Origin of the sequence: Thalassolituus sp. ST750PaO-4 (genome assembly GCF_020320405.1) — a bacterium.
Classification (GTDB): domain Bacteria; phylum Pseudomonadota; class Gammaproteobacteria; order Pseudomonadales; family Oceanobacteraceae; genus Venatoribacter; species Venatoribacter alkanivorans.
Map to the genome: position 1 here is coordinate 459,806 of NZ_JABVCB010000012.1, position 14,789 is coordinate 474,594.

Consider the following 14,789-nt stretch of genomic DNA (forward strand, 5'->3'; position numbering starts at 1 on the left):
AGGCTATTACAGGTTAGATTCGAGTACGCGGCGGCCTTTCTCAGTAATGTGCCAGCGAACACCGTTTTTACCGCTGACTTTACCGGCCAGACTACGGGTTACCAGCACATGCAATGTTTTAAGAATGGTCGACTCTTCTTCATTCGCTTCACGGCAAACCCCGGCCAGGGAACGGAAGATAAAACGTCCGCTGGAAAGAATTTTCAGCACATGGGTCGAGGTAACATCCAGCTCATCATTTACCTGAACCACCTGCGAATCTTCCTGTCCGGAGTCCTGTTCTGTTTCAGTATCGATTAATGGCAACAGCTCACTCTGAATAATGCGCAGGTTTTGCTGCACTTCTTCTGAACGCTGCTTCGCTACCTGAGCTTCATTGAGAATACGGTCGGAAAGATTGTCGATAAAGAAGCGGCTTAACAACGCTGAAATCAGACAAAAACCGGTAAAAATCAGCAAGCGTGACGGATCACCCTGACTTTCCAGAACAAGCTCACTGTTCACCATGTCCAGTACTACCGGCACCAGAAAAGAAGCACCCACACCAACCACAAGAAAACGTGGCAGACTTGCTGCATCAGGGTCTTTATCCCCATACAGATAATAATTTACCAGCCCCCCAAAAATGCCAGCCAACAGCATTACAGTTGCCAGAATGAAGATATGATTAGCCATGTTTCCAACCTCTCATCCGTTAGAGCGCAGACTCTGCTGCCCCTAATCCGATTACTCCACTGACGGAAAAACCCCAAGTTTAAGTACCGCTCCGGATTACGCCGGCCACCTGAGGACGACCGTCAGAAATACAGAACACTCCTGCATTAAAACTAGCAAAGTTTTATGGGTTAGCCAGAAAAGGAATAAAAAAAATCCCTGACTGGGCAAAATGCCGGGTAGTAAAATTCCTGAACAGCCAGGGGAGAGAAAAAGAGCGAGGGGAAATACACTGAACAGCTGATTATTTATTAATCAATTCGTAGTCCTGCACATAGGGCGTACCGGATATAAAAAAGGCGCACACTGTGCGCCTTTTTATTTCATTCTGCCTGTAATCGGGCTCTGATCCAGAGCAACAACTGGCGCATACCCAACACCAGTACACCGAGACACAAAGCCGCCAGCAACCAGTTAAGTGCATACAAGGCAGCATTAACGCCTTCACTGATCGCCGTAAAGGGCAATACCACCAGTACGGGAGCGAAGTAATTGGAGTCCTGGGCAATAGGCGCTGGCGTAAACAACAACACGGCACCAATCATGCGCAAAAAACGCCGCACATCACTGTCAGCGGCCAGCCAGAAAAATATCCGGTTCCAGCACCAATAACCCACCAGAGCACATACCAGATAGACCGCCCAAAAGGGTAAGAACTGAATTATGCCTTCCATATAATACGATCCTGCCATTCATCTTCGGGAATCTGATCATCAGAAATCCCTTTATTCTGAATTGAAATACCCGCTTTATGCACCGATGCAGGGTCACCAGATACCAATGGATGCCAATCAAACAAAGGCTTTTTTTCCGCCAACAGACGATAGGCACAGGTTTCAGGCAACCAGAAAAAGCTTTCGGCCTGCTCCGGACTTAACCAAACACAGTTCGGCACTTTGATATTACGTTCCTGGTAAACCGTGCAACTGCAATTACTGGTATCCATATAACGACAGTGCACATCGGTGTAATACACCTCACCACTGTCTTCGTCTTCAAGTTTATGCAGACAACACAAGCCACAACCGTCACAGAGCGATTCCCACTCTGTACGACTCATCTCGCGCAGAGTTTTTTCTTTCCAGAAAGGTTGTGCGCTCATTCTTTGTCCAGTTTGCAGAACAGATCGAGCATGTAAGTTTCTTTGGCTGGCGGCATCTGCAAATAGAAACCCTGCTCATCCAGCGCCTTCAGAACCTTGTCGATATCGGCACGGGCGAGTTTTTTCTCCGGCGTAAGAATCATGGTCATCGCCAGTTCTGGCTTACCAAATTGTTCAATCAGAGCATCCGGAACTCGCGTCAACGCATCCTTACGGGATACGTAGAGGTAGGTTTCATCTTTCTTTTTCGTCTTGTAGACGTCACACAGTACTTTCGTCATGAGTCGGTTTTCTCAGCGAGATCACTCTCGTCTGATCCTGCAAAATCATCATTAAATAATCCCCTATTTCCGCTTTGCGCCAACCACTGAGGCTTTCCGGCAATTTAAAGGGACCATTCGGGTATCCGGAGCGGATTAACGCCTCCAGTGCTTTTTTGCGCGCCAGTAAATCTGGTGGAACATCGAGTAATTCCGCCTTACTGACCACGGCTTCTTTAAGTAATTTCAGCCACTGTCCGGCCTGGGGCGACAGTGGTTTATCCAACTGTTTTGGCCACAGGCTTTTATCCATAGCCTGTACCTGACTGACAATATCCAGCAGCGTCTTGCCATCTTCCCTTACCGCCTGAGGGCGCATTCCGGCTTTAACCAGCTGATCCCGGTTACGGGGTTTAAAGCGCGCAATATTCCACAAGCTGTTGTCATCAACGACTTTGCTGCGCGGAACATTACGCTCACGCGCCTGCTGTTCGCGCCACAACACCAGATGCTGCAGCAGCAATAATTCCTGCGGGCGTAACTTCCAGGCCAACTTAACCCGGCGAAAATACAGGTTCGCTTTTTCGGATTTTTCCGATGTATTCAGCAAACGTTCGCAATCTTCTGCAAGCCAGGATTGCCGGCCCAGTTTTTTCAGCAGTGAAATCAGCTTCGGATACAGACGGTATAAATAATGAACATCGGCAACGGCATAGCTGATTTGCTCCTCACGCAGAGGACGCATTAACCAGTTTGAGCGGGTCTCTTCTTTCGGAAGATTAATATTCAGCACCTCTTTAACCAGGCGCTGAAACCCCATCGAAGCCCCAAGCCCGGCCATAGCCCCACCAATCTGAGTATCCGCCAGCGGCGATGGCACAACCCCGGTCAGACGACGGCATACTTCCAGGTCTTCAGCACAGGCATGGAAGACTTTAACCACCAGAGGATGCTGCAACACTTCGATCAGTGGCTGCCAATCCGTAATGGTTAATGGATCGATCAGGTAACTTCCCTGGCTGTCAGCCACCTGCAAAAGCCCGGCTTCCGGATAAAACGTGGTGGTGCGGACAAATTCAGTATCAACAGCAATGTAGGCTTCCTGACACCAGAGCCTGCAGGCCTCCTGCAACTGTTCCGCGGTCGTAATCCACTGCGGTTCAGGTATTTTAAGACGCGTCATTTATCGGCTCCCGCCGGGACATGGTCTGCAGCAGAGAAGCTCCGCGCATGTTGTAAATCCACTGCCAGCTGCCCCGGAGTCAGCAGCTGAACCCGACAGGCAAAACCGGCCAGCATATCCTCGATAAACTGCCCGGTAGCATCCGCTTCAACCGATGATTCCAGCACCACCTGTACCAGAAGATTCTCTGCAGAAGACGATTCGGCGGCAGAAACTAATGTTTCAACACGCTGCTTAAGATCCGGTAAATGCAACTGCCGCGGACCAATACCGGCCACCGGTGACAACAGTCCATGAAGGACAAAATAACCGCCGCGGTAGCCGGCCTCTTCCCAGCGAAACTGATCCTCAACACCGGACACCACCAGTAAATGCAATACGCTGCGTTCATCATCCGTACACAGCGGGCAAATGCTGAGATCACTGTATGTCCGGCAGCAACAGCAATGTTGCAATGTCTTCCGGGCGGTCAGAATCGCCTGTTGCAGACGCTCACCTGAGTCATGCTCCAAAACATGCTGTGCCATACGGGCAGCCGCACGCGGGCCAATACCCGGCAAAGCATCAAAGCATTCAATCAGCTGACGGTACTGCGCTGGCAATTGCATATCAGAATGGCAATTTCATACCTGCAGGCAGACCCATTCCTGCTGTCAGCTTGCCCATCTGTTCCTGATTCTGCTGTTCAATTTTGCGCACGGCATCATTCACCGCCGCCGCCAGCAGGTCTTCCAGCATTTCTTTGTCTTCTTCCATGATGGAGTCATCCAGCTCAACACGCTTAACATCATGACGGCCATTCATGGTCACTTTAACCAGACCGGCACCAGACTCACCGGTTACTTCTGCATCAGCCAGCTTAGCCTGAGCCTGTTGCAGTTGTTCCTGCATTTTCTGGGCCTGCTTCATCAGATTGCCCATTCCGCCTTTGATCATAATGATTCTCCAATATCTGTATTTAACTTACCGGGCGGATACTGTCGTCTACGACAAACCCACCAAATTCTGCCAGGACCCGCTGCACCAGCGGATCGGCTTCAATTGCCTGCTTGGCCCCGTAATGGGCTTCAGCCGCTTCACGCTGACGGCGCTGCTCCGGGGTTTCTCCGCGCGGCAGCTGCAGCGTCATTTCGACCACAGCCTGAGGCAGCCATTCGCGCATCGCGTCCTGAATCCGTAAACGCTGCCCATCGTTGAATAATGCGCCCTGAACAGGGTCAACATCAAAAATATAACGATCACCATCCACCTGCACCAAAGCACTGTTACGGGCAATTGCCATCGGCAGACCGGCCAGTTTCAGTTTATTCACCCATTGCCACCAGGTGTAAGGCGTTGGTGCAGTATCATCCTGAGAAACCGGGGCAACCGGCTCGTCTGCAGGTAAGGATTCAGGTTCCGGCGTGGGCTCAACAACCGCCACAGCCGGTGGGAGATGCTCTTCTGCTAAAGCTGCTGTCTGAGTGTACTGCTGACGGTCAGCAGGCAGATCAGCAATAGCAGCATTGTTGTCGCTCCCGGAAACCATTTGTTCGGAAACCAGCAATTGGTCGTTCGTTGCAAATCCGGCAGCCTGCTCCGTTATTCCGGCTTCAGGCACATCAGCAGACGCATCAACAAGCGCTTCGCCTGCGATGCTGTCCGCTAATGCATTTATTGCATGATCTGGCGCTTCGATATCCGCCGAAACTCCGTCATCAGATGACAGCTCATCAGCCAAAGCGGAAACGGTTGAGATATCAGGAACGTCTGCAGGAGTAGGCTCGACAGGTTCGGCCGGTGTCGCTGAGACAACTGTGGGAGCTTCAGCCACATCTGAAGAGAGATTGCTCAGGGAGTCAGAGCTGAGACGCTTTTTTTTTTGCAGTGCCGATTCCAGATCCAGATCCAGCTCCAGCGGAGCCGCAGGCGCCGGGCGGAAAGCCAGCATGCGCAGCAGAATCATTTCAAAGCCCTGACGCGGATCCGGTGCCAGTGCAAGATCAGCACGGCCATTCAGGGCAATCTGATAATACAGCTGTAAATCTTCCGGCTGCATGGCCATTGCCAGTTGCAGAATCGCCTCACGATCCCCCTGAGAATTCTCGATAGCATCAGGAACGACCTGCCCCAGAGCTGCGCGATGCCATATGGTCAGTAGCCCCTGCAGAACTTCATCGTAATCCGGACCATGCTCAGCCATGGCCGCGACTTCGTTCATGACCTCCGCAGCATCGGCTCTGGCCATAACCTCAGCCATTTTAAACAGACGGCCCCGGTCCATGGTGCCGAGCATGGCATTAACCTGAGCCTCTCCCACCAGACCTTCACCATAGGCAATTGCCTGATCAGTCAGACTGAGCGCATCACGCATACTGCCCTGCGCCGCACGGCCAAGCTGCCACAGAGCAGGTTCTTCATAGCCGATCTTTTCGGCCTCAAGCACCTTACCCAGATAAGAGACAATGCGCTCAGGCGTCATATTTTTCAGACTGAACTGCAGACAGCGTGACAACACGGTCACCGGCAGTTTTTGCGGATCAGTGGTTGCCAGCAGAAACTTCACATGCGCCGGAGGCTCTTCCAGCGTTTTAAGCAGGGCATTAAAGCTGTGCGTGGACAGCATGTGCACTTCGTCGATCAGGTAAACCTTAAAGCGGCCACGGCTTGGCGCATACTGAACGTTATCAAGAAGTTCACGGGTGTCTTCGACTTTGGTACGCGATGCGGCATCGACTTCAATCAGGTCAACAAAGCGACCTTCGGCAATTTCACGGCAGGCACTGCACTCACCACAGGGACGCGCACTGATGCCCTGCTCGCAATTAAGGCATTTGGCAAGAATCCGGGCAATGGTCGTTTTACCGACCCCGCGAGTACCGGTAAACAGATAGGCATGATGCAGGCGTTGTTCATTAAGGGCGTTAATGAGTGCTTTCAGCACATGCTCCTGCCCCACCATTTCATCAAAGAAACGTGGTCGCCACTTTCGAGCAAGTACTTGATAACTCATGAATTTTCCAGCACCAGAGATTACGCAATGAGGCGCATAATACCTTGTAAGGAGGGGAAAGTCAGGAGAATTTGGAGATGACCTCTACCAGCCACACCCCGGCACACGAGTCAGCCACTACCGTTGCTCCCTTCCGGGCCTGGCGGGGTTCGCGGCGTATCGTTGCGAGGGGACCAGCAGAGGCCACCATAACGACCCGATGAACATCAGGTGGCGGCACATTAGCGAAAACTCATTGAGATATCAAGCAGTTATCTGATTTTCAGCCATCGACCAGCGCACTGCTGAGATTTAAATCCTGCAATGCATCAACAAAACGCTTCAGCCGCTGCTGTGGCCCCAGCATTTTCGGGCGTGAGAAATAATCCGACATAGTTCCCGAAATACGCTGCTCAACAGTTTGACCGGCAAAGTAAACCCGCAGCATAACCGTCTGACGACTGGCAATGCGGTCCAGCTGATCCGGCGTAGTCACAAAATAGCCGCAAGAAGCGCCGGCAACCGCATCTGAACGCTGCAGCGTTAATATTTCATGTTCACCATCAAGATAAAGCACCAATGGTTTGTCTGCGTCGAGCTGACGCTTGCGGAGATCACATAATTGCAGCAGCGGATCATTGCCACTCTGCCACTCCGCACCCAATGACAACTCCGGCATGCCATAGAGCGGCACAGGATTGAGACTCAGCATGCCAGCTGATTGATTCAGATCGCCAGGTGCTGGCGCATCAGTCATGGCAGCAGACGTCTTTGCCTGACCACCACTTACGCAGGCGGTCAGTGATAAAAGAAGGGTCAGGCCGATAATGCCTGTTCGCATTCCATGCACAACGATATCCTTTCGTTAATACGTATCCGTTGGTATGAGTTCAGTTTAGTGAACAAAGGAACAGTAATGCAATTGACCAGCTGCGCCACAACGGCAAATACCGCTTAAGACTGAAAAATCACAAATGCAGCCAATGCTTCAGCGCCAGCTCCAGAACATCCGCCCTTGCCAGATTCAGCTCTGCGCAAACCTCATCCAGCCGCCCAACCACCTGCGCATCGAGCTTCACCTCCAGCCGGTGCAGACCGCGCTCTTTGTCACGCTGGCGCTGAGTCCTTTTGTTAAACCGACACTGCTGCGAGCGCTCATACGGGTTACTGCGTGGCCGGCCCGGACGACCGGGGGCAAACATATCAATAGTAGTTCTGTCTTCTGGCTGAACGGACATGCATCCCCCGCGATAGTCAAAGCGGCGCAATTATCACCAGCGACGGCAGAATTGCAACGCCGGCCGACTTGCCAAGCACCGCTGTTCTCAATACTGTACCGCCTTTATCCGCCGATATTGACGACTCCGAATGGCCAAATCCCAAACTGCTGTTAACGCTTCCGCCCTGACACAAAGCATCAACCCATCTGCCCTGACCTTTGCCGACACCCGCGAGCTGGAAACCTTTCAGGGGGTTCTTGGACAAGACAGAGCGGTCAATGCGATTCAGTTTGGCGTTGCGATGCAGCGCCCGGGCTACAATATTTTTGTGATGGGTGAGACCGGCACCGGCCGCTCATCCTATGTACGCGATTACCTGAAGAGCGAAGCAAAACGTCAGGCGACACCCAGCGTCTGGTGCTACGTTAATAATTTCCGCAACCCGCGGGAGCCTCAGGCCGTAGAAATGCTGCCTCAGGAGGCCGGTATATTCCGCCAGCAGATCAGCGAACTGATTGATCAGCTGCTGGCCACCTTTCCGGCCGCTCTTGAACACCCGACCTATCAGCAGAAAAAATCGGCCATTGATTACGTTTTCAACCGGCGCTATGACAAAGCCATTGAGCATGTGGAGCGCGAGGCACATAAGCGTGGCGTCGCGGTTTACCGAGACTCCAGTGCCATTAGCTTTACCCCCATGCGCGAAGGCAAAGCACTCGACGAAACCGAATTCGCCCAGCTGAGCGAAGAAGAACGTGAAGGCTTCCATAACAACATCGCCGAGCTGGAACAGATGCTCAGCGATCAGCTGGCCGAACTGCCCCAATGGAAACGCGAAAGCAGTAATGACCTGCGCCAGCTGAATCAGGAAACCATCAAAAATGCGATCACACCGCTGATCGAACCGATCCGCAATCGCTTTGAAGGCCATGAAAAGCTGCTGGCTTACCTGCAGGACATGGAAGAACACCTGCCCAGACTGGTTCTGGAAGAACTGGTCGAGGAACGCCTGCTGGAATTACGTGAAGAATACGTTAAACGCAGCAGTCTTGAAGAATCGCTGATGCCCAATATTGCCACGCATCATGTGGAAAACAGCGGCGCCCCCGTCATTTACGAGCCACACCCAAGCTATGCCAACCTGTTTGGCCGTATCGAATACGCCAATGAACAGGGCGCACTGGTCACCAACTACCAGCGCATCTGCCCCGGCGCACTGCACAAAGCCAATGGCGGCTACCTGATTCTGGATGCGGAAAAGGTATTATCTGAACCTCTGGTCTGGGACGCACTGAAACGCGCACTGCAATCCCGCCAGCTGAAGATGGAGTCGCCCTACTCCGAAATGGGTCTGATCAACACTACCACCCTGCTGCCAGCGGTTATTCCGCTGGATTTCAAACTGGTTCTGATCGGCTCCCGCCAGGTGTATTACCTGCTGCAGGAATACGATGAAGACTTTAAACGCCTTTTCCGTGCCGTTGTCGACTTTGACAGCGACCTGCCGCTTAACGATGACCATCTGCTGGCTTATGCCCGCCTGCTGAAGAGCCGCATCGAAGAACAGGGTTATGCCGATCTGGATCAGAGCGCCGTGGTACGCATGGTCCGTTACAGTGCACGCCTGGCAGAGCAGCAGGATGTTCTCAGCGCCCGCATTGGTGAGCAATTCGACCTGCTTGCTGAAGCCGACTTTATTCGCCAACTGGCTCAGGACGAACTGATTTGCGCTGACCATATTGATCGTGCACTGGCGGCTAAGTTTGAACGCACCGGACGGGTTTATGACAAGCTGTTCGAGCAGATGCTTGATGGAACTGTACTGCTGGAAACCAGCGGCAAAGCCATCGGTAAAATTAATGGCTTAACCGTAATGTCATTGGGCGATACCAGCTTCGGCTCGCCGGCACGTATTACCGCAACCGTTTATCCGGGCAGCAAAGGCGTGGTCGATATTGAGCGTGAGGTCTCTCTCGGCCAGGCAATTCACTCCAAAGGGGTGATGATTCTCAGCGGATTTCTCGGCAACCGTTACGCCCAGCGCTTCCCACTGGCCATTTCGGCGCATATCGCCATGGAGCAGTCTTACGGATACATCGACGGCGACAGCGCCTCACTGGGCGAACTGTGCTGTCTTATTTCAGCACTGATTCACTCTCCGATTGAACAGAGTTACGCCATTACCGGTTCGGTCAACCAATATGGCGAAGTCCAGGCCATCGGCGGCGTAAATGAAAAGATCGAAGGCTTTTTCCGCCTCTGTGCCGCGCGGGGCCTGAACGGCGATCAGGGGGTTATCATTCCCGCCTCCAACCGCCTGAATTTAATTCTCAATGACGATGTGGTCAGAGCCGTTGCCGCAGGAAACTTCCATATTCACTGCGTTACCCATGTCGATCAGGCGATTGAAATCCTGATGAAACGCAAGGCCGGGAAAATGAACAGCAAAGGGGAATTTCCGGCCGGCAGCGTTAATGGTGACATTATTGCCCGCCTGGAAGCCATTGCCCGTATGGGCGAAAAGCGTCAGAGTGACTGAACCAGACAGGCCCGCTAACGGGCCTGTAATAACCACCGGATCAGGCGCTGCCGATCCAGTGGCTTACCCTGCACATCATCCATACCCGCCTGCAGACATTGCTCCCGCTCGGCATCGACAATACCTGCAGTGAGTGCCAGCAAAGGCTTACTGTAACCAGATTCACGCAAGCGTCTGGCCGTGGCCGGACCATTCAGTTGCGGCATATGGTAATCAAGCAAAATTACATCCGCGCAGGTATACAACCCCGATTCCAATAACGACTGACCATCAGCAAACAATTCGACCTGCGCCCCTGCCTGCTCCAGAATCCTGCGGATGATTTTTTGACTGGTCGGATCATCTTCGCCCACCAGAATCATCCAGCCAGCAAGAGCTCCATTCTGATCGGCATTATCTGCCGCCGTATCATCAATAGCATGTCCGGACTGCAACGGTACACGCAGCCAGAAACGGCTGCCATGCCCAAACTCACTGTCAGCACCAACACTGCCTCCCATTAACGTAGCCAGACTGCGCGATAAACTCAGCCCCAGCCCCGTGCCGCCGTAATGACTTGCCGTCTGAACACTTTCCTGCTCATAGGCGTTAAAAATATCGGCCAGACGCTCTGCACGGATACCCTTGCCATTATCTTCAACCTCGGCTGTCAGCTCATACCCACCGGCAACGCTCACACAGGTGATCCGCAGAGTAATCCGGCCGCCCTCGGGGGTAAATTTAAAAGCATTGCTGAGATAATTAATAAGCACCTGCTGAATGCGCTGAGCATCACCGCGCACCCAGGTCACCAGATCTGCAGTGCATTCAACCTGAAAGCGGATAGATTTCTGCTGCATGCCGGCCGCAAAAATAGCACTGACCTTTTCCAGTAATTTCGGCAGATTAAAGTCGTGAACATTCAGTTCCAGCTTACCGGCCTCTATTTTGGCAACATCCAGTACATCGTTCACAATATCCAGCAGTGCTGAACTGACATAACGCAGATCCTGCAACAGCTCTGCCTGCTCTGCCGACAAGTCTGTTGCAGACAACAATTCAACAATACCAGCAACACCATTCAGCGGAGTGCGGATTTCATGGCTCATATGCGCAAGAAAATCCGTCTTTGCCAGCGAAGCCTGATCAGCAAGCCGACGCTGATGTTCGGCATCAGCAACACGCCGCGCCAATTCTTCTGCGCGCAGAATATCGCTGTAACTGCGAATAGCCGCCGTCAGCGATAAAAACATCCGCCCCTGAGTAGCATCGGATTTAACCAGATAATCGTTAATGTCATAATCCTGCACCACCTGTCGCTCAGGCGCATACCCAGCCTGACCTGTACGCAAGAGAATTCGGATACGATGATTATTCAACTGATTACGGATATGCCCGACCAGACGCAGACCGGCATCATCACTCTCCATCACCACGTCCAGTAAAATCACTGCGACATCAGGACGCAGAGCCAGAAGCTCCGAAGCCTGAGCTGCGCTACAGGCTTCCAGTATTTCCAGCGGGCGATCTTTATAGCGAAAACGGGAAAGTACGAGGCGGGTAACCTGCAACACGGCTTCATCATCATCAACCACAAGCAGAACAATCCGCTCAGGCAGGAAGCTGTCGACCGACACAGGTGAAGAAGCTGCTTCGTTATTACTCACAGCCAGCCCCACCGGGAATGATAATTAAGTTCAGCAACCGTTTACGTCCTTGAGGTATATAACAGAGTTAAGCAACATCCGGCCGATAAGCCAAGACCGCAGCAAGACAAGCACCAGAGCCAGATGCTGCCAGTCAGACAAAAAAGCCGGGGCTATATTCCCGAATATTGATATCACTGCAACATTTGCGGACAAATTTACATTCGCCTTTCATGCTGCCCAATACAGAGCAGACAAATTATCCGGATTTTCCGCATAAAAAGAACAAACTGTCCTTATTTGACCAAACACCGCCAAACCACACCACGAACACAAAAGCCGCTGCCCTGATGAATACACAGGCATAAAAAAACGGGCCGCAGCCCGTTTTTTTTATGCCCGGCGTATCAGCCGTTAATCATGCTCTTTTTCAGAGATTTCTGGATCGGATCTTCAGACAGCCAGATACCAAACAGAGCCTGTTTGAACTTAAGCCCCTTAACATTCGATTTCTCTTCACCGTTACGATAAACGGTTACACCGCTTTCCGGGGTATAAGCCAGCTCATAAACATCGCCTTCTTTTACCTCATCACGGAACGCCTTGATCAGCTCTTCCACATCACTTTCAATAGGTGCAAGGTTGCCGCCGGTTGAACGTACAAAGCCGTCACGGGTGGATTCCGACATACGCTTGCTGTTGATCATACCGGACACAATATGCAGACGAATGGCCATTGGCTCATCGGCAGCGATAATTGCCGCGGCATCATTGCTTTTATTGCCGAGGTACAGTGCCGCAACGTATACATCAAGAAAGAATTTTGAACGGACACCAGCACCATTGAGAGTCAGCTCCTGACCGTTAAGGGTCAGCTGCTCAGCTATTTCAGCACCTTCTAACTGTCTGGCGTTCGCATTGAATATCAGGCCGAGAGCCAGCGTGAGGCCCAGTAAGATACGCATCATGGGAGAATTCCTTAGTACTTGTTTTTATTAATAGTTAACTGACGTTTTTTATTGGCCGTACTTCAGATGCAAATACCCGCATTTCTGATATCACGACAGCCAGTGCGGAATAAAAATCAGCGTGCCGATAATAACAGATGCCAATGCTGATACCAGTACCGCAGCTGCGGCCAGATCTTTGGCTTTGCCAACCAGAGGATGATGGGAAGGATGGAGCGCATCAGCCAGTGATTCCAGCGCCGTATTCATGGCTTCAAGTGACAACACCAGAGCCATCGACAAAATAAGCACAACCCACTCTGCCGGCGCCAGACCAGTCAGGCAGCCCGCTGACACAACCACGACTACGGCCAGCAGATGAACCTGCGCATGTGGCTGAGTACGCAGCATATAGACCAGACCGGAAAAAGCATAACCAAAGCTCTGCCGGCGCCGGACAAGCCATCGGATCATAGCAGCCCACATCCACTGATCAGGGAAATAAAAAAGCCGGCAAAAGATCACCGGCTTTGAGTTCAGCGAAACTCTTTGAGATTTTTACTGACAAACAGCAGCGTCAGCCCAACCAGATTCTCGCCCACATCATAAAAGCGGTCATCAAGTTCGGCGATATCATCAGCGTATTCGCTTTCAATATGATCGAACATCTGAATACGCTCGTCTTCATCTTTCGGGATTTTTTTCCCATCAAATAAAGCAATCAAACGCTCCAGCAGGGTGTATGTTCCCTTTGCTTTGATTTTCTCCAGCGCTTCGAGAGTTTCCTCTGCATACGCTCCTACGTCGTGGTGGATAAACTGAACGAAGCCACCGTTTTCCATTTCCTTTAACAGGTTATCGATACAAAAAACGGTTTTCTCTGCATCCGTCAGCGCTTCAAATCCTGACTCAGCTTCCTTGTCGTAAATGACGTCGGTAATCTGAAGAAATGAATCAGTTTCATCGGCAACATCAAGCGCTGCCTGAATCTCCATGTTCATAAATCCTACTCGTAGTTCTCTTTTATTAGGTCAAATGGTTAAGCCACAATAGCTTACCCTTATTTATTTGACAAAGGTTTTAAGAGACAACCACTTTCAGGGGTTTATGGCCAACAATTCTTTAATCCGCAGAGCCGTCTGTTCAGGCTGTTCCATTGGGAAGCAGTGGCTGCCCGGCGCCATTTCAAAGCGGATATGCTGATTGGCTTTAGCAGCTTTGCGCGCCGACTTAAGAATAAACGGATAGCTGTCAGCAGCCACCAGAATATCCACCGGCACCCTCACCCGGTGCACGGCCTGCCACAACCCTCGCGGATAAGAACCAAAGATGGCGGCCTCCCAGGCGGGATTACAGGCCAGTTCAAGCCCTTCTGAGGTCGGTTTCGTTGCTCCCAGAATAAAACCTTCGAGTGCTGCAGCATCCCAGTTACGGTACAAAGACTTACGCTGCAGATCCTGACGCAGACTGGCCGCATCCGGCCAGACCGAACGGCGCCCCTGCACGGCTTTCACCAGAGCACCGCGCTTCCATAAGCCGGTTTTACGGGCCAGACGCTGAAACAGCAGAATCTCAGCGGAGAACAATACCGGGTCAAGCAGAATGATGCGCTCAAACAGATGCGGGCGCTCAGCCGCCAGCATCAGCGTCATAACCCCACCCATTGAGTGGCCGATACCAATGGCCTTACGGCCACCATTACGCACTTCCAGAGCATCACCAACCCGGCGTGCCATACGCAGCCAGTCCGGCATATGATGCGCCGGCTGTTGCGAGCCACCGTGCCCCGGCACATCAGTCAGCAACAGATTCCAGTCCGACGGTAGTGTATCCGCCATAGGCACCAGCGTATGAGCACTGAAACCATTACCATGCAGAAAGTGCAGCAACGGCGCCCCATCTGCCCCCTCGCGCTGAAGACCATGCAGATCACGGCTCTGCCCATCCCACCATGAGGTCAATGTACTGAACATGTTCGATTCAACAGACATAAACTGGTAACAACTCTGAGAGAAAAATAGCGGCGCCTATAGTAACGGCTGCGCCCGGTGATAAAAAACCTTTATATCAGCACGACACAAAAGCCAGCATCGGGCATAACTGCCAGCAATAATGTAAAAAACGCCATATCGACCGGTATTTGTCCGCATTGAAGCGGCAGGAACAGAATAATACTTCCGACAGATTCCACTCCTGCTGATTATTTCCTAGGCTTGGAAAAGCAGAAC

Annotated in this window: 16 protein-coding genes and 1 other RNA gene; 1 reads left to right on the forward strand and 16 read right to left on the reverse strand. The window is 51.9% G+C overall.

What is annotated here, in order from left to right:
- Positions 1 to 6: 6 nt before the first annotated feature.
- From HUF18_RS15240 to ybfE, 11 genes are all read right to left on the reverse strand, one after another.
- On the reverse strand, positions 7 to 675 hold the full coding sequence (locus HUF18_RS15240) for a YEATS-associated helix-containing protein (protein ID WP_225692782.1): 669 nt from the start codon (positions 673 to 675) through the stop codon (positions 7 to 9).
- Positions 676 to 1,037: 362 nt separating this feature from the next.
- Positions 1,038 to 1,388, reverse strand: a complete 351-nt coding sequence (locus tag HUF18_RS15245) for a hypothetical protein (RefSeq protein ID WP_225692783.1) — start codon at positions 1,386 to 1,388, stop codon at positions 1,038 to 1,040.
- Positions 1,376 to 1,816, reverse strand: coding sequence for a YcgN family cysteine cluster protein (locus tag HUF18_RS15250; protein ID WP_145468836.1), 441 nt, complete (start codon positions 1,814 to 1,816; stop codon positions 1,376 to 1,378). The genes HUF18_RS15245 and HUF18_RS15250 overlap by 13 nt, the downstream gene beginning before the upstream one ends.
- On the reverse strand, positions 1,813 to 2,097 hold the full coding sequence (locus HUF18_RS15255; protein WP_145468837.1) for a YcgL domain-containing protein: 285 nt from the start codon (positions 2,095 to 2,097) through the stop codon (positions 1,813 to 1,815). Before HUF18_RS15255 ends, HUF18_RS15250 begins: the two co-directional genes overlap by 4 nt.
- On the reverse strand, positions 2,078 to 3,259 hold the full coding sequence (gene rnd, locus HUF18_RS15260) for a ribonuclease D (protein WP_225692784.1): 1,182 nt from the start codon (positions 3,257 to 3,259) through the stop codon (positions 2,078 to 2,080). Before rnd ends, HUF18_RS15255 begins: the two co-directional genes overlap by 20 nt.
- Complete coding sequence (locus tag HUF18_RS15265; RefSeq protein WP_225692785.1) at positions 3,256 to 3,867, reverse strand: toprim domain-containing protein; 612 nt, start codon at positions 3,865 to 3,867, stop codon at positions 3,256 to 3,258. Before HUF18_RS15265 ends, rnd begins: the two co-directional genes overlap by 4 nt.
- 1 nt (position 3,868) lies before the next feature.
- Positions 3,869 to 4,195, reverse strand: coding sequence for a YbaB/EbfC family nucleoid-associated protein (locus HUF18_RS15270; RefSeq protein WP_145468840.1), 327 nt, complete (start codon positions 4,193 to 4,195; stop codon positions 3,869 to 3,871).
- Positions 4,196 to 4,217: 22 nt separating this feature from the next.
- Positions 4,218 to 6,251, reverse strand: coding sequence for a DNA polymerase III subunit gamma/tau (gene dnaX / locus HUF18_RS15275; protein WP_225692786.1), 2,034 nt, complete (start codon positions 6,249 to 6,251; stop codon positions 4,218 to 4,220).
- Positions 6,252 to 6,333: 82 nt separating this feature from the next.
- Positions 6,334 to 6,430, reverse strand: an RNA gene (gene ffs / locus HUF18_RS15280) — signal recognition particle sRNA small type.
- Between the two features lie 83 nt (positions 6,431 to 6,513).
- A complete protein-coding gene (locus tag HUF18_RS15285; protein ID WP_225692787.1) occupies positions 6,514 to 7,080 on the reverse strand; it encodes a hypothetical protein in 567 nt (188 codons plus the stop codon).
- Between the two features lie 118 nt (positions 7,081 to 7,198).
- On the reverse strand, positions 7,199 to 7,468 hold the full coding sequence (gene ybfE, locus HUF18_RS15290; RefSeq protein ID WP_225692788.1) for a LexA regulated protein: 270 nt from the start codon (positions 7,466 to 7,468) through the stop codon (positions 7,199 to 7,201).
- A gap of 130 nt (positions 7,469 to 7,598) precedes the next feature.
- On the opposite strand from ybfE, the gene HUF18_RS15295 reads away from it, so the two are divergent.
- On the forward strand, positions 7,599 to 9,989 hold the full coding sequence (locus HUF18_RS15295) for a Lon protease family protein (RefSeq protein WP_225692789.1): 2,391 nt from the start codon (positions 7,599 to 7,601) through the stop codon (positions 9,987 to 9,989).
- Positions 9,990 to 10,003: 14 nt separating this feature from the next.
- Here the strand turns inward: HUF18_RS15295 and HUF18_RS15300 are convergent, their stop codons facing one another.
- The 5 genes from HUF18_RS15300 to HUF18_RS15320 form a co-directional block, all read right to left on the reverse strand.
- The gene (locus tag HUF18_RS15300) at positions 10,004 to 11,635 is read right to left on the reverse strand and encodes a response regulator (RefSeq protein WP_225692790.1); all 1,632 of its coding nucleotides are present in this window, start codon (positions 11,633 to 11,635) and stop codon (positions 10,004 to 10,006) included.
- Positions 11,636 to 12,021: 386 nt separating this feature from the next.
- Entirely contained in the window at positions 12,022 to 12,582 is a 561-nt protein-coding gene (locus HUF18_RS15305) for a chalcone isomerase family protein (protein WP_225692791.1), read from the reverse strand.
- A 90-nt stretch (positions 12,583 to 12,672) separates the two neighbouring features.
- Positions 12,673 to 13,035, reverse strand: a complete 363-nt coding sequence (locus HUF18_RS15310; RefSeq protein WP_225692792.1) for a diacylglycerol kinase family protein — start codon at positions 13,033 to 13,035, stop codon at positions 12,673 to 12,675.
- A 62-nt stretch (positions 13,036 to 13,097) separates the two neighbouring features.
- Positions 13,098 to 13,562: a DMP19 family protein gene (locus HUF18_RS15315; protein WP_145468848.1), complete on the reverse strand. Its 465-nt coding sequence runs from the start codon at positions 13,560 to 13,562 to the stop codon at positions 13,098 to 13,100.
- Between the two features lie 96 nt (positions 13,563 to 13,658).
- On the reverse strand, positions 13,659 to 14,534 hold the full coding sequence (locus tag HUF18_RS15320; protein WP_225692793.1) for an alpha/beta fold hydrolase: 876 nt from the start codon (positions 14,532 to 14,534) through the stop codon (positions 13,659 to 13,661).
- Between the last annotated feature and the right edge of the window lie 255 nt (positions 14,535 to 14,789).